This is a genomic window from Streptosporangium vulgare (assembly GCF_042428775.1).
Taxonomy (GTDB): Bacteria; Actinomycetota; Actinomycetes; order Streptosporangiales; family Streptosporangiaceae; genus Streptosporangium; species Streptosporangium vulgare.
This window is the reverse complement of the sequence record NZ_JBHMBS010000042.1, coordinates 34265-49889: the sequence shown is the minus strand read 5'-3', so window position 1 is coordinate 49889 and position 15625 is coordinate 34265. Positions and strand designations below refer to the sequence as shown.

12 protein-coding genes are annotated in these 15625 nt (G+C 71.6%); 9 read left to right on the top strand and 3 right to left on the bottom strand.

Annotated features, from left to right (window positions below; genetic code table 11):
* The first annotated feature begins 377 nt into the window (after positions 1-377).
* From ACFFRH_RS41475 to gnd, 5 genes are all read left to right on the top strand, one after another.
* Positions 378-1109, top strand: coding sequence for an ABC transporter ATP-binding protein (locus ACFFRH_RS41475; RefSeq protein WP_386163471.1), 732 nt, complete (start codon positions 378-380; stop codon positions 1107-1109).
* Positions 1106-1924 (top strand): ABC transporter permease, encoded by an 819-nt coding sequence (locus tag ACFFRH_RS41470; RefSeq protein WP_344746854.1) that lies wholly within the window; start codon positions 1106-1108, stop codon positions 1922-1924. The genes ACFFRH_RS41475 and ACFFRH_RS41470 overlap by 4 nt, the downstream gene beginning before the upstream one ends.
* A 175-nt stretch (positions 1925-2099) precedes the next feature.
* On the top strand, positions 2100-3404 hold the full coding sequence (locus tag ACFFRH_RS41465; protein WP_344746853.1) for a glycosyltransferase family 4 protein: 1305 nt from the start codon (positions 2100-2102) through the stop codon (positions 3402-3404).
* Between the two features lie 66 nt (positions 3405-3470).
* Entirely contained in the window at positions 3471-5168 is a 1698-nt protein-coding gene (locus ACFFRH_RS41460) for a serine/threonine-protein kinase (protein ID WP_386163468.1), read from the top strand.
* A gap of 338 nt (positions 5169-5506) precedes the next feature.
* Positions 5507-6937: an NADP-dependent phosphogluconate dehydrogenase gene (gene gnd, locus ACFFRH_RS41455; protein ID WP_386163466.1), complete on the top strand. Its 1431-nt coding sequence runs from the start codon at positions 5507-5509 to the stop codon at positions 6935-6937.
* 79 nt (positions 6938-7016) lie between these two features.
* Here the strand turns inward: gnd and ACFFRH_RS41450 are convergent, their stop codons facing one another.
* Positions 7017-7622: a TetR/AcrR family transcriptional regulator gene (locus ACFFRH_RS41450; RefSeq protein WP_386163464.1), complete on the bottom strand. Its 606-nt coding sequence runs from the start codon at positions 7620-7622 to the stop codon at positions 7017-7019.
* A gap of 249 nt (positions 7623-7871) precedes the next feature.
* Between ACFFRH_RS41450 and ACFFRH_RS41445 the strand changes: the two genes are divergently transcribed.
* From ACFFRH_RS41445 to ACFFRH_RS41430, 4 genes are all read left to right on the top strand, one after another.
* Positions 7872-8648: a hypothetical protein gene (locus ACFFRH_RS41445; RefSeq protein WP_386163462.1), complete on the top strand. Its 777-nt coding sequence runs from the start codon at positions 7872-7874 to the stop codon at positions 8646-8648.
* Between the two features lie 28 nt (positions 8649-8676).
* A complete protein-coding gene (locus ACFFRH_RS41440; protein WP_344746849.1) occupies positions 8677-9804 on the top strand; it encodes a hypothetical protein in 1128 nt (375 codons plus the stop codon).
* A gap of 130 nt (positions 9805-9934) precedes the next feature.
* On the top strand, positions 9935-11404 hold the full coding sequence (locus ACFFRH_RS41435; protein WP_386163460.1) for a hypothetical protein: 1470 nt from the start codon (positions 9935-9937) through the stop codon (positions 11402-11404).
* An 82-nt stretch (positions 11405-11486) separates the two neighbouring features.
* A complete protein-coding gene (locus tag ACFFRH_RS41430) occupies positions 11487-12782 on the top strand; it encodes an AAA family ATPase (protein ID WP_386163458.1) in 1296 nt (431 codons plus the stop codon).
* A gap of 84 nt (positions 12783-12866) precedes the next feature.
* On the opposite strand, the gene ACFFRH_RS41425 is transcribed toward ACFFRH_RS41430, so the two are convergent.
* Entirely contained in the window at positions 12867-13823 is a 957-nt protein-coding gene (locus ACFFRH_RS41425; protein ID WP_386163456.1) for a GNAT family N-acetyltransferase, read from the bottom strand.
* 188 nt (positions 13824-14011) lie between these two features.
* Positions 14012-15586 carry an MDR family MFS transporter gene (locus tag ACFFRH_RS41420; protein WP_344746841.1) on the bottom strand — a complete coding sequence of 525 codons (1575 nt, stop codon included), beginning with the start codon at positions 15584-15586 and terminating at the stop codon, positions 14012-14014.
* Between the last annotated feature and the right edge of the window lie 39 nt (positions 15587-15625).

The following is a 15625-nucleotide window of genomic DNA, read 5'->3' as shown; positions in this document are numbered from 1 at the left end:
CAACCAGCCGAGCAGAACTCCGGGGCGTTCGTTTTGTTTTATTCTGTTCTTTCGTTGTGCCTTTATTCTTTCAGGCCCGCTTTTTCGTGTCAAACCGACCCGATCCGGCTTACCTGTTTCAGAATTTACAGCCTCCCCTTTCGGGGCAACCCGTCTAACTTACTTGATCGTCTGATTCGTGTCGAATCAGACCTCTTCGGGGACAAAGATCCCGTAAGAAGGAAGATCGTCAGAGAGGGTTCCGAGGCCCCGGCGTCACCGCCGTCTCCCTCGGGTCTGGTGAACTTTATGAACCACGACCCACATCGTCAAATCAACCGCGTACCCCACGGGAAAACCGATTGCCCGGAGGGCGCGGCGGACCGCACTCTGGCGTGGTGGTGATTCTTGAGGCTGCGGCGCTGGCGAAGAGGTTCGGTTCGGTGTCCGCCGTCCGGGAGGTGAGCCTCACCGTCGGCACGGGCCAGATCGTCGGGCTGCTCGGCCCCAACGGCGCGGGCAAGTCGACCACCCTGCACATGCTCCTCGGCCTGATCACCCCCGACGGCGGCAGCATCCACATGTTCGGCCTGGACCTCGCCAGGCACCGGACCGAGGTGCTCAGCCAGATCAACTTCGCCGCGAGCTACGTCGACCTCCCCGGCGTCCTGCACGTGCGCGAGGTGCTCGACACCTTCGCCCGGCTGTACGGCGTGCGGAGGCCGAGGGTCCGGGTGGAGGAGGTCGTCGAGCTGCTGGACCTCGGCCCGCTGCGCAGGCGCCGTGTGATGGAGCTCTCCTCCGGCCAGCGCACGCGCGTGCAACTGGCCAAGGCCCTGATCAACGAACCGAGCCTGCTCATCCTGGACGAACCCACCGCCAACCTCGACCCCGACGCCGGCGACCGGATCCGCCAGCTGCTTGTCCGGGTGGCCGCCGAGAGCGGGCGCGCGATGCTCATCACGTCCCACAACATGCAGGAGGTGGAGCGGATGTGTCACCGCATCCATTTCATGTCCGAGGGCCGGATCGTGGCCAGCGGGAGCGCCACCGAGCTCACCGACGTCTACGGCGCCGATGATCTGGAAGAGGTCTTCATCAAGGTGGCCCGATCGGTGGCGCGGTCATGACGACGACCCTTCCCCCGCTCAGCATGGCCGCGCGCGGACGACGGATCAGCGGTGTGGTCTTCCGCGACCTGGCGGCGCTGCGCCGCAGCCCGATCCGGATGTTCGAGATCGTCTTCTGGCCCACGATCGAGCTCTTCGTCTGGGGCTTCGTGACGCTGTTCCTGCAGTCGCAGCGCGTGCCGTTCATCGCCACCTTCCTGCTCGGCGCGGTCCTGCTGTGGCAGGTGCTCCAGAAGGCGAGCAACGAGATCTCGATAGCCTTCCTTGAGGACATCTGGAGTAGGAATTTACTGAATGTCCAGGTCAGCCCGCTCTCCAATGTCGAGTACGTGATCGGGCTGATCGTGTTCTCGTTCGGCAAGGTCGTCTTCGCCATCGCGATCATGTCGGGGCTGGCCCTCGCCCTCTACGGTTTCGGCGTCACGAGCCTGGGCGCGGGGATGGTGCCGTTCATGGCGCTACTGCTGGTGATGGGCTGGTCCCTCGGCCTGGTGGGGATCTGCGCGGTGTTGCGCTTCGGCGAGAACGCCCAGGTGATCGCCTGGTCACTGGTCTTCGTGGTGCAGCCGCTGGCGGGCATCTTCTACCCCGTCGAGACGCTTCCCGGCCCTCTCCAGGCCATCGCGGGGTTCATGCCCGCGACCCACGTCTTCACGGGCATGCGGACCGTGCTGAACGGCGGCGCCGTGCCCTGGGAGAGTCTCGCGTGGGCGGCGCTGCTGGACGTCGTCTACCTCGCCGCCACGCTCGGCCTGTTCGCGTGGGCGCTGCGCCACGCTCGCGTACGCGGCCGGCTCTCCCGCTTCGGCGAGTGACGGGCCGCGACGAGCGCGACAGGACCGCGGCAGGAACGGCCGGAGACAAGAGCGCCGGGAGAACAAACAGCTCGCCGGACAGTGACCATGATGTCGTGATGTGCGCGCTTCGGCGAAAGCGACTCCGGGGAAGGTAACGAGCAGGGGAGGGAGAGACCGGCGGGGGGCTCCCAGCATGTCGGGGACGTTGGCGAGGGCACGGCGAAAGGCACGGGAAGAGGCCAGGCGCGCGGCGCTCCGGTTGTTGCGGGCCATCAACGCCAGGCGGGCGCGGCGTGCCCCGGCGCCCGACACCGCAACGGTCCGCATCCTGCTGCAGCACGCGTACGGGATGGGCGGCACGATCAGGACGGTGCTCAACCTGGCGGGGCACCTGGCGCGCGAGCGCGACGTGGAGATCGTCAGCGTGGTCCGGACGGCGAAGGAGCCGTTCTTCCCCATCCCGCCGGGCGTGCGGGTGTCGTTCCTCGACGACAGGACCGGGCGGCGGGGTCCGCTGGCGCGGCTGCTGTCTCGGCTGCCGAGCGTCCTGGTCCCGAGGCAGGAGAACATCCACCGGGCCGTGTCGCTCCGGACGGACCTGCTCATGGTGCGCTTCCTGCGCTCGATGCGCTCCGGCGTGCTGATCTCCACCCGGCCGGGGTTCAACCTGATCACCGCGTTGTTCGCGCCGCCGGGCGTCATCACCGTCGGCCAGGAGCACGTGGCCCTCGACATGCACGCCCCGGAGGTCGTCCGGCTCATCAAGCGGCGCTACGGCAGGCTGGACGCCTTCGTCACCCTCACCCAGACCGACCTGGAGCACTACCGCAGGGCGCTGAAGGCTCCCCCGGGACGGCTGCTGCGCATCCCGAACGCCGTGACCGCGCTGGCCGGTGACATCTCGGAGCTCGACGAGAAGGTGGTGATCGCCATCGGCAGGATGGTGCACGCCAAGGGCTTCGACCTGTTGGTCAAGGCGTGGAAACCGGTGTCGGAGGCGCATCCCGACTGGGTGTTGCGCCTCTACGGGCGTGGCAGGCCCGAGGCCGAGCGGAGGCTCCGCGCCAGGATCGAGGACGCCGGGCTGTCGGACACGATGCTGCTCATGGGCAGCTCACCGGAGATCGGCGTGGAGCTGGCCAGGTCGTCCGTCTACGTCGTCAGCTCGCGCTACGAGGGGTTCGGCATGACGATCCTGGAGGCGATGAGCAAGGGCGTGCCGGTGGTGAGCTTCGACTGCCCGCACGGTCCCGGAGAGGTGATCGTCCACGGGCACAACGGGCTGCTGGTCCCGGGGAGGAAGCCCGCGGCGCTCGCGGAGGCGCTCAACCGGTTGATCGAGGATCGGGAGCTGCGCCGTGAGCTCGGCGCGAACGCCGTGCTCACGGCCTCCGGCTACGGCCTCGACACCATCGGCGCCCGCTGGGACGCGCTCCTGGCGGAGCTCGGCGACGGACGTCCCGTCGGTGACGGGCATCAGCTCTTTGACCAGCTATAAGGTGATACACACTCAGTTAGCGGATCAAACTCCGGTAATCTGCCGCTCGTCTTCAGGAGGTGGCAGGTGGCCGGAACGGGCGCCTTCGCGGTACCGGGCTATGAGGTGTCCGGGGTGCTCGGCCAGGGCGGCTTCGGGATCGTCTACCGGGCCAGGCAGCTGGCGGTGGAGCGCGAGGTCGCGCTCAAGGTGGACAACCGGGTGCTGGTCTCCGAGCGGGACCGGCGCCGTTTCATGCGCGAGGTGACCTCGGCGGGCGCCCTCTCCGGCCACCCGCACGTCGCCCATGTCTACGACGCGGGGGTCCTGCCCGACGGCCGTCCGTACATGGTCCTGGAGCTGTGTCCCGGCGGGTCGCTGCTGGACCGGATGCGGGCCGAGAAACGGTTGTCGCCGGCCGAGGTCGCCGACATCGGCATCCGGATCGCCGACGCGCTGTCGGCCGCGCACGCCGCCGGGGTGCTGCACCGCGACATCAAGCCCGCCAACATCCTGATCAACCGGTACGGCAACGTGGTGCTCTCCGACTTCGGCCTGGCCACCATGCCGTCCTCGGGCAGCGAGGCGTCGGTGACCCGGGAGTCCCTCACCCCGGCCTACGCCCCGCCCGAGGCGTTCGAGCTGACCGAACCCGCCGCCGCGGGCGACGTCTACTCCCTCGCCGCCACGCTGTACGCGCTGCTCTCCGGTCGGCCGCCGCGCTTTCCCGAGAGCGGCGTGGTCAACATCGCGGTCATCATGGCCCTGCACCGCCTGCCCGTCCCGGAGATCCCGGGGGTGCCGCCGGAGCTGACCGCCGTGCTCAGGGAGGCGATGGCCACCGACCCGGCGCGGCGTACCCCGTCGGTGGCCGCGCTGCGCGACGCCCTCACGGACCTGCGCCTGGAGGGGGGCTGGCCGGCCCGCCGGTCCCCCACCCCGCGTCCCGCCGCCCCTCCCCCTCCTCCGCCCCGTTCCCCGGCTCCGGGCACGGGCCCGGCTTCCGCGCCGCCGTACGCGGAGGCCCCGTACGCGTCGCCGTACGGCACGCCGGCGGCGCGGGGCGGTCCGGGTGGGGAGGTGGTGCGGTCGCATCTGACGTCGCCGGGGCTGAAGGGGCTCTCCGGTACCCGGCCACCCGCGACGGCCCCGGAGCATCCCTCCTCGTCGAACGTGCGGATCTTCGTCGCGGTGGCCGTGGCCTTCGCGATCCTGCTGATGGCCGGGGTCGGGCTCATGTACATCGAGAACCGCGACCAGACCCCGTCCACCGGTCAGCAACCCGGCTCGCAGGCCCTCCAGAGCACCGGCGAGGACGGGAGCGCGACCCCGGGGGCGAGCACGCCCGCGGCCCGCGAGGTTTTCGAGATCGCCACGGTCACCGCCCCCTGCCCCGCCGCGGCGGTGGCGGGCGCGGGGGCCGCGTGCGCGGCGAAGCCCGAGTGCTGGGGCGGCCTCGTCGCGATCGCGGGTGACACCACGGCCAAGCGGATCGGCTGCGAGGAGACCCACGCGTGGGAGACGTTCGCGATCGCCCCGCTGCCCCGGGACTCTCTCACCTACGATCTGGCCGCCCTGGAGAAGCATCCGACGGTGAAGAAGGTCTGCTCGGACCAGGTCATGTTCGCCTCCATGTTCGACACCCGCAATGACCGGCGGACAAGGTGGCACAAGACGATCCTGCCGCCCTCGCGGGAGCAGTTCGAGGGCGGGGCGCGGACCTACCGGTGCCTGGGCGGCCTCATCGGCCGGGAGCTTCCGGGCGTCATCAGCTTCGGCCGCTGAGCCTTCTCGGCGCGGGATCGTTCCCGCCGGGTCGTCCCCGCTCCCGCCGGGTGCGGAGACCATCGGGAAAAGCAGGCCGTCCACCGATCGGCACGGCGCCGGGACCTTCTTCACACCTTCGATCGGGGTGGGTGCAGACTTGCTTTCCCGGACGTGAAAAATTGGACCCGGTTGGACGGAGGTGGAACGTGAACGTCCGCCTCCCGGTCCGCGTAGGTCACAGAAGGTGGCGGCATTCGCAACGAATTCGCTCAGGTTTTCGAGAGATCAGCCAACGGCATCCCGCCGCGTTCTCCTTCCGGTCGTGAAGACCGGGTTTTTCGAGCTGGAGGTTTTTGATGACTCAGGCACAGATCGGTGTGACAGGACTGGCCGTGATGGGGGCGAACCTCGCCCGCAACCTGGCCAGGCACGGGCACACGGTGGCGGTACACAACAGGTCCCAGCACAGGACCAAGGCGCTGATCGAGGAACACGGGAACGAGGGAACCTTTGTCCCCTGCGAGACTCCCGAGGAGTTCGTCGCGGCACTGGAACGCCCCCGGCGCATTCTGATCATGGTCAAGGCCGGTGCGCCGACCGACGCGGTGATCGAGGAGTTCGCCCCCCTGCTGGAGCCGGGCGACATGCTCGTGGACGGTGGGAACGCGCACTTCCTGGACACGCGCCGGCGTGAGGCCGCGCTGCGCGAGCGCGGCCTGCACTTCGTCGGCGCGGGGGTCTCCGGTGGCGAGGAGGGCGCGCTGCTCGGGCCGAGCATCATGCCCGGCGGGTCGCGGGAGTCGTACCAGGCGCTGGGCCCGCTGCTGGAGGACATCGCGGCGAAGGTGGACGGCGTGCCCTGCTGCACGCACATCGGTCCCGACGGCGCCGGGCACTTCGTGAAGATGGTGCACAACGGCATCGAGTACGCCGACATGCAACTCATCGCCGAGGCCTACGACCTGCTCAGGCAGGGACTCGGCCGGACCCCGGCGGAGCTCGCGGACATCTTCGCGGAGTGGAACGAGGGCGAGCTGTCCTCGTACCTGATCGAGATCACCGCCGAGGTGTTGCGCCAGGTCGACGCGGGCACGGGCAAGCCGCTCGTCGACGTGATCGCCGACCGGGCGGAGCAGAAGGGCACCGGCCGGTGGACGGTGCAGATCGCGCTGGACCTGGGCGTTCCGGTGAGCGGCATCGCCGAGGCGGTGTTCGCCCGCTCCCTGTCCGGCCACGCGGACCTGCGGCAGGCCGCGCGCGGCCTGCCGGGCCCGTCGGGCGTGCCCGCGGGGGCCGTCGGCGAGGAGTTCGCCGAGGACGTGCGGCGGGCGCTGTACGCCTCGAAGATCGTCGCCTACGCCCAGGGGTTCGACCAGCTCAGGGTCGGCAGCACCGAGTACGGCTGGGACCTCGACCTCGGCGCGCTGGCCACGATCTGGCGGGGCGGCTGCATCATCCGCGCCGTCTTCCTCGACCGCATCCGTGAGGCGTACGCGGCGCAGGACAAGCCGGTCACGCTGCTCGCGGCCCCCTACTTCGCCGACGCGCTCACCCTGGCGCAGGACTCGTGGCGGCGGGTGGTGTCGAAGGCCGCGGAGCTGGGCATCCCGGCGCCCGGCTTCTCGACGGCGCTGGCCTACTACGACGGGCTGCGCGCCGAGCGCCTGCCCGCGGCCCTGATCCAGGGCCAGCGTGACTTCTTCGGCGCGCACACCTACGAGCGGGTGGACCGTGAGGGCTCCTTCCACACCCTGTGGTCGGCCGACCGCACGGAGGTCGAAGGCTAGGCGACCCCCTCGGCATCTCCGGGGGCGGCCGAGCCCCGTCCCCCGGCCCTGCCCCGCTCCCCTGCCCGGTGCCGCGTGTTCAGGGGAGTTCGGGGAGCAGCGCGAACGCGTGGTCGGCGGCGGGGCGGGCCGAGGGGTGGGTCTCGTCGGCCGTCGCCCCCCCGACCAGGGCCAGCCAGTTGCGCCGGGCCAGCACCCGCTGCGCGGCGAGGACCTGGGCGGCGACGAGCAGCGCGGTGAGCTCGTCCGTGTCCTCGGCGAGCGCGGCGGCGAGAGCCTCCTCGTCGAGAGCGATGTAGTGGAGCACCCGGGCCGCGAGGCCGGCCGTGGAGAAGACCATCCGGTGATAGCCGAGCACCTGGGGATGGTCGTTGAGCCCGGTCACGGGATCGCGCCGGTCGAGCCCGTCCAGGAAGTGCCGGTGCAGCGCCGCCAGCGGCGTCTCGCCCGCCCCGCGCCCGCGGACGACCCGGGCGGCCTCCCCCTGATGGTCGGAGATGCGGTGCAGGACGAGGTCCTCCTTGGTCGGGAAGTATTTGAACAGGGTCGGCTTGGAGACCCCCGCCGCCGCCGCCACCTCCGCGACCGGCACCTCGTCGAACCCGCGCTCCAGGAAGAGCCCGATCGCCGCCGCCGAGATCGCCTCGTGGACCTGCCGCCTCTTGCGTTCCCGGAGTCCTGTCACGCGCTCCAACCTAACAGAGGCGCAACCCGGTCAATATCTTGACCGGGTTAAGTTTTCCTTGGGGCAGACAAGCCCCGTTGCCGCGAACGACAGGTCTCGCTCTCCGGGCGACAGGCCTCCGCCCCAAACGATCAGTTTCGCATTAAATGTACCTTTCGCCCGTTATTTTTATTCAACGGCTCGCACTTTAATGCTGGAATTGGCTGGAATTCAGGGGAGGCTGATGGAACTCCTGTTACGCTCCGGGCCGTGAGTGATTCACTGGACGCGCTGGAACGGCGAATAGCCGACCTCCGCGCCGAGGTGCGACGGGCGGTCAAGGCGAGGGAGAACTCGCTCGCCCGGTCGCTGCGCGGGGATCTCCGCAGGGCCGAGCAGGCGTGGGACGCGGCGGTGGCCTCCGAGGTCCCGGCGCCGCCCCACGAGCCCGAGACCTCGCTGCTGCCCATCAGGGAGCAGGTGCACCAGGCACTGACCCTGCTGGGCGTGCCGACCCCGGCCAAGCTGATCGTGGCGGTGAACGACGCCTTCTTCTCGCGCGAGCTGCGCGGCTCCCAGCTGACCAGCCTGCGGCGCGACGAGGAGCGCTCGTTCCGCGGCGACCCCTACGCCAGGCCGTACTACCTGTGCGCCGCGCTGACCGACCGTCTCTCCCCCGCCCGGGGGCTGCTCGCCGACAGCACGTGGCCGCCCGAGCTGCGGGTGCTGGGGCCGCTGAGCCCGCGCGTCGACTTCCTCACCTCGGCCGTGCGCGTCGCCGAGCAGCTGACCCGGCTGGCGGAGCCGCCTCCGGGGGCGGTGCGGCTGCTGTCGCGGATGGCGCAGAACATCCCGGGGGCCGTCGAGGGGTTCGCCCCGGCCGACCCGGCGACCGCGATCCGCGCGGCGCGGGCCGAGCTGGAGGTCCACCTGGCCGCCGACTCCGCGCAGCGGGCCGAGGTGGCGGCACGGGCGACGAGGCAACTACCGGACGTGGAGCGCCTGTTCGGCGCCACCGCGATGAACACCTTGAGGGGGGCCTGTTGAAGACCAGGCTGGACGGGGAGACCGGCTCATGACCAAGCTCAGGGAGAGGTCCTCCCGGAACAGGCTTGACGAGCTGCGCGGGCCGATGCCGTCCCACCCGCACGACGCGCGGGCCATCGCGGCGCTCGCCGCCAACCCCGGCTGCGCGCGCCGGGCGCTGATGGACGCCGCGGGTGTCGACAAGGACCTCACGGCCCGGCACGTCGGCTTCCCCGCGCCGTTCGGCCAGTCCCAGTTCGCGATCAGCCGTGGAAACGTGTTCGAGGCGCTGGTGAAGGAGAACGGCTGCGCCGAGTTGCTGCGGCTGCTGCGCGAGCTGCTCGGCCTCGCCGTCGCCCAGGTCGGCTACCGGGACGTGGAGAGCGTCGGCTCCCACCTGCGCCACTCGCACACCCGGGCGCTGATCGACCGCGCGGCGCGCGAGGACGACGGGACCGCGGTGTTCTACGACCACCCGCTGTTCAGCCTGGAGATCGCCGGGTACACCTCCTACCTGGAGCCGGACGTGGTGGCCTTCCAGATCGGGGGGCGCTTCCACATCGTCGAGATCAAGTCGTTCAGCGTCATCGACGGCCAGGCCGAGCCGGACAAGGTCGCGGCGGCGGCGCGGCAGGCCGCGGTCTACGTCCTGGCGCTGCGCACGCTCATGGCCGACCTCGGCCACGACCCCCGGCGCGTCTCCCACGACGTGGTCCTCGTCTGCCCGGAGAACTTCGCCAACCGCCCGACGGCGGCGCTGGTCGACGTGCGCAAGCACCTCTCGGTCCTCACCCGCCAGCTCGCCCGGATGACCAGGGTCGAGTACCTGCTGGAGGGCCTGCCCGGCGACCTCACCTTCGACCTGGCCCCCGGCGAGGACGGCGTGCCGACCCGCTCGGCGGAGGAGCTGGCCCAGGCGCTGCTCCAGGTGCCCGCCCGCTACGCGCCCGACTGCCTGTCCACCTGCGACATGTGCATGTTCTGTCGTCACGAGGCCCGCGCCTGCGGGTCCACCGACCTGCTCGGGCGCCAGGTACGCGACCAGCTGGGCGGCGTCTCCGGCATGGACGAGGCGCTCGGCCTGGCCGAGGGCACCCGCGAACCCGCCGAGGGCCAGGAGGAGATCGCCCGCCTGCTCCGGCTGGCGCACCGGCTGCGCGAGGAGTCGCTGCGGTGAGGACGGGCACACCGGCCGCACGAGACGTCACCACTGCAAGGACCGGCGCACCGGCCGCACGAGACACCACCGCGACGGGCACCGGCGCACCGCGCCCGGCCGGGGCCGTGGGGCGGACGGGGGGCGGCAGGTGAGCACGCTGACGGCGCTGGCGCAGCTGCGGGCCGCCAGGGACGGCGTCGCGCAGCGGATCACCACGGTCCGGCACTGTCACATCTCCGCCCAGCCGATGGTGCTCATCCCGCTCAAGCTCGCGGGCGAGGCCGCCGCGCCGCTGGCCGCCATGGTGGGCACCGACCCGGGTCACCCCCGGCTGCTCGTCGTTCCCCAGCCCCGCAACCGGGACCTGCGGTTCGCCTTCGCCGCCGGGCTGGCCGAGGTGCTGCTGCCGTACATCGAGGGGTTCGAGAAGAGCACCGAGACGGTCGAGCGCAGGGGCGGCGAGCCGTACGAGCGCTGCCTGGACGCGCCGCAGATCCTGGTGCCGAACCGGCCGGCGGCCTCGTTCGCCGGGCTGCTCGGCCGGTCCACCCGGTTCCGCCGGGCCGACGGCCCCTACCCGGTGCATCCCTCGGTGCCGCTGCTCGGCCGGTGGCTCACCTACTTCGGCGACCGGTCGCGGCAGCCGGGCTCCTCGGTGCTGCTCGCGGCCACCGAGGCGCTGAGCCTGCACTGGGCGACCGGGCAGAGCAACCTGGAGGACGCCAACCTGGCGGCGCTGGTGGGGTGGATCGACCCCCCGCCGGGAATGTCCGGGCGCCGGGCGGCCGAGGAGGCGGAAGACCCGCTGCTCTGGCCCCCGGCCGGTCCCGCCACCGACCCCGGCTTCGACAACGAGGTGCTCGGCCCCGCGATGCGCGCCTACGAGGAGGCGCCGACCGACCGCGCCGTCGACCGGATCAGCCAGGCGCTGCGCACCCAGCTCGAACCCACCTGGCGGCTGATGTGGCGGAGCGTGGACCTGCTGCGTTCCCTGCCCGAGGGGTCGCGGGTGAAGGACCGCTGGGAGATCGACCGCGGGTCGTTCACCCGGTTCGTCGAGCGGATCGCCGAGGGCGGGCCGCCCCAGGCGCGCAGGGACGGGGCGGTCGGCGCCGCCGCGCGGCTGGCGGGGCTGGAGCGGGCGCGGGCGAGCTACGACGTGCAGCGGGCCCACGACGACCCGCTGCTCATGGCCGAGTACCGGCTGAGCGGCGAGGCCTTCGCCGGGACGGTGACGGCCGCCGACCCCGAGCACAGCGAGGGCGAGGGCCGCTCCCGCAAGCTCCGGCCCCTGATCACGGTACGGACCGGCGACCCGGTGCGGCTCACCCCGGGCACCACGCTCGGCAGCCCCGACCGGCGCGGCCACGCCGCCGAGATCGTCGAGATCGCGGACGAGGAGATCACCCTCAAGATCACCAAGGGGATGGGACGGGGCAGGACACCGGCTCCCGGCTCGGTGCCCGAGCCGGGCGAGCGGGTCTCGTACACCTCGCTGACCGACGACTTCCAGTCGTCGGCGGCGCTGCCCGACCCGGAGCAGACGCCGTGGACCCACGGCGGGCCCCCGCAGGAGTACGAGCCCAGTGACGACGACGCGCAGGAGGAGTGGCTTTGAGCGTTCACCGGACCCCGTGCCGCCGCGCGACGCCCCCGGTCCCGCGCGCCTGCGGCGCGGCGGGCCGTGACAGGGGCGCGGCATGACCCCGCAGCAGGAGGCGGCGGCCGTGGTGGCGGCCGTGCTGGCCGACCTGCCCCGCCACCGCGGCGTGGTCGTGGACTCGCCGCCCGGCGCGGGCAAGTCCACGCTGGTGGTGAAGGCGGCGGGGCACATCGCGGAGACCGGCGAGCCGCTGATGATCGTCGCCCAGACCAACGAGCAGGTCGACGACCTGGTGGAGCGGCTCGCGGCCGAGCACCCCGACCTGCCGATCGGCCGCCTGTCGGCGAGCGGCTACATCACGCCCGGCCGTATCCTCGCCCACCCCAACGTCTCGGTCGCGGGCAAGCTGCCCGACCTGGGAGACCCGGCCGTGGTGATCGCCACCGCCGACAAGTGGGCCTGGATCGGCGACCGCACCTGGCCCTGGGCCATCGTCGACGAGGCGTACCAGATGCGCTCGGACAAGCTGCTGCGCATCGCCTCGCTGTTCGAGCGGGCGCTGTTCGTGGGCGACCCCGGCCAGCTCGACCCGTTCTCGATCGTGGACGGCGACCGCTGGGCGGGCCTGTCGTGGGACCCGGTGCAGAGCGCGGTCTCGGTGCTGCTGCGGCACAACCCCGACCTGCCGGTGCACCGGCTGCCGGTCTCCTGGCGGCTGCCCGCGTCCGCGGCGCCGGTGGTCTCCGAGGCCTTCTACCCGTTCACCGGCTTCCGCGCGGGGACGGGCCCCGACGACCGGTCGCTGGAGTTCACCGTGAACGGCATGCGCACCTCCCACGACCGGGCGCTGGAGGAGGCGGCCGTGTCGGGCTGGGCGCTGTACGAGCTGCCGAGCCGCCACACGGTGCGCACCGACGCGGAGGCCGTGGCGGCGAGCGCGACCCTGGCGACGCGGCTGCTCCAGCGGGGCCCGGTCGCGCACTCCGAGCGCGGCAGCCATCCCGTCACGGCCGACCGGATCGCCATCGGCGCCGCGCACCGCGACCAGGTCGCCGCGATCAGGGCCGCGGGGGTGCCGCCGGAGATCACGGTGGACACCGCCAACCGCCTGCAGGGCCGGGAGTACGACGTGACGATCGTGCTCCACCCGCTCTCCGGGCGCCGCGACGCCACCGCGTTCCACCTGGAGTCGGGGCGACTGTGCGTGCTCACCTCCCGGCACCGCCACGCCTGCGTCGTGGTGGCCAGGGCCGGCATTCCCGAACTCCTGGACGCCCACCCGTCGTCCGAGCCGGTCCAGCTCGGCGTGCCGGTGAAGTTCCCCGACGGCTGGGAGGCCAACCAGGCGGTGCTGGCCCACCTGTCCAAGCACCGGGTGACCCCGGACGGATGACCCGGCCGGTGGTCACCGGGGGGTGCGGGCGACCACCTGCGCCTCCGGAGGAGGCGCCCTGGTCCGGGTGGGGCGGGGCGGAGGTCAGATCGTGCGCCGCCAGACGTCGATGGCCAGCACCTGGCGCATGCCCACCGAGAGGTAGAGGTCGAGGGCGGGCGTGCTGTTGTTGGCGTCGACGTGGAGATAGGTGCCGGCCCGCCCGCGGCGGGCGTCGTCGGCGAACGCCCCGCGCAGCATGAACCTGCCCAGCCCCCGCCCCCTGAAGGCGGGGAGCACGGCCAGCTGGCGCACATAACCGCAGTTCTCGTCCCCGAGGAAGGCGTTGGTGCCCAGCAGCATCGCCACGGGCTCGCCGTCGAGGCGGGCGACCGCCAGCTGCGCCCAGTCGGTGTTGACCGAGGAGTCCAGCTCGCCGTACCACTCGTCGTAGTCCTTCGGGGTGAACCCGAAGTGGTCGGCGAAACCGGCCTGCTGCACGGCGTGGCCCTGGCGGCGTACCTCCTCGGTGAGCCCGTGGTGCACCGTCATCCCGGCCGGGAGCTCGGGCCGGGGCACCGTCCCCTCGTGGTCGGCGCGGAGCCGGATGAAGCTGGTGGCGGCGGCGAAGCCGCGGGCGGCGGCGATGGCGCGCTTGCCGCTGTCCTCCCGGTAGAGGCCGATGTCCACCACGGCCCGGTCGTGGCCGAGCCCGGCGGTGATCTGCCTGGCCCGCTCGGTCACGGTGTCCCAGAGCGGGCCGGTCAGGTCCGGGGCGGCGGGGTGCACGACGACGTCGATGTCGACGTTGTCGCTGCCGCCCTTGCGGCAGGCCCAGGCCCACGCGACCAGCCGCCCGGCCTCGTCGTGGACGAGCCAGCCGTCGGACTCCGGGTCGAAGGAGGAGTCGTTCAGCTGGTCGGCGACGTCGTCCAGGGTCATGTCGGCCTTGCCGATCACCTGGGTGTCACAGAGCGAGACCAGCTCGTGGATCTCGCGGGCGTCGCCGGCGAGCGGCCGCCGGGTGACGTACCCGGTGCCGGCGGGGGTGGTTGTCCTCATGTCCCCCATCGTGGCGGGGGTGGCTTGGGAATCGCTGGGCCGGGACTTGGCGCCCGGCGACGGCCGGGCGCCGGGCACCGACGGGCCGGGCGGCCACGTGTCCGGACCAGGGGCCGGACCCCGAGGCCGATTGGCCGGCGAGCCGGGCACCCGGGCCGGGGCCCGGGTGCCCGAAGGAGGCCGGCCCGTCAGTCGAGCACCGGGACCGGGGTCTGGGCCTCCTCGGACGACTCGGGCCCGCCGCGCAGCGGGATCTCCTTGATGAAGGCCGCCAGCAGCGGCACCAGGACGGCGAACAGGATCGCCCACCAGAAGACGCCGGAGATGGACTCGGCCAGCGACTCCAGGAAGCCGGCCCGCACGTTGGCGGGCAGCTCGTGCAGCGCGGCCGGGTTGAACTGGGCGCCTCCCGAGGCGAGCTGCCCGCCCGCGGCGCCCAGCTTGCTCTCCAGGCTGGAGGTGAGCTGGTTGTTGAAGATCGCGCCGAACAGCGAGACGCCGAACGAGCCGCCGATGGAGCGGAAGAAGGTCGAGGCGCTGCTGGCGACGCCGAGGTCCTTCTGCTCGACGCTGTTCTGGGCGATCAGCATGGTGGTCTGCATCAGGAAGCCCATGCCGAGGCCGAGCACCGCGATGAACACGCCGGTCTGCCAGGCGGGGGTGTGGACGTCCATCGTGGAGAGCAGCCACATGCCGAACGCCATGCCCACGCCGCCGAGGATCGGATAGATCTTGTACTTGCCGGTCTGGGTGATGGCCCGGCCGACGAAGAGCGAGACCACCATCGCGGCGCCCATCATCGGGAGCAGCAGCAGGCCGGAGTTGGTGGCGCTCGCCCCCTGGACGGTCTGCTGGAACAGCGGGAGGAAGTTGATCGCGCCGAACATGGCGAAGCCGAGCAGGAAGCCCACGCCCGAGATCAGGCTGAAGTTGCGGTCGCGGAAGACGTTGAGCGGCATGATCGGCTCGGCCACGCGACGCTCCACCAGGACGAACAGCACCAGCGTGACGACGGCGAGCCCCGCCAGGCCGAGGATCTGCCGCGATCCCCACGCGTAGTCGTTGCCGCCCCAGGTGGTGATGAGGACCAGCGCGGTGATGCCGACCGAGAGCAGGGCCGCGCCCAGCCAGTCGATGCGGTGCTCGGTGCGGAGTTTGGGCAGCTGCAGCTTGACCACGAGCAGGGCCAGGGCGATGAACCCGATGGGCAGGTTCACGTAGAAGGCCCAGCGCCAGTCGAGGTGGTCGGTGATGAACCCGCCGACGAGCGGGCCCGCGATCATGGCGAGCGACATCACGGCGGCCATGATGCCCTGGTACTGGCCGCGCTCCCGGGGCGGGACGAGGTCGCCGATGATCGCCATGGCGTTCACCATCAGGCCGCCGGCTCCCAGTCCCTGGAGCGCGCGGAAGGCGATGAGCTGCGCCATGCCGTTGGAGGCTCCGCCGAGCATCTCGGAGCCGGCCATGCCGCAGAGCGCGGAGCCGATCATGAAGATGACGATGGAGGCGAGGAAGATGCTCTTCCTGCCGTACAGGTCGCCGATCTTGCCCCAGATGGGGGTCGAGACGGTGGTGCCGAGCACGTAGGCGGTCACCACCCAGGACAGGTGCGTCAGCCCTCCGAGCTCGCCGACGATGCGGGGCAGCGCGGTGCTGACGATCATGTTGTCGAGCATGGCCAGGACCATCGCGAGCATCAGGCCCGGCAGCACCACCATGACCTCGCGACGCCGCGCCGGCGCGGCCGCGGTCTCCTTCACTTTCGTGCCCCCTGTTTTGTGATCTTACTTACTTGCCGA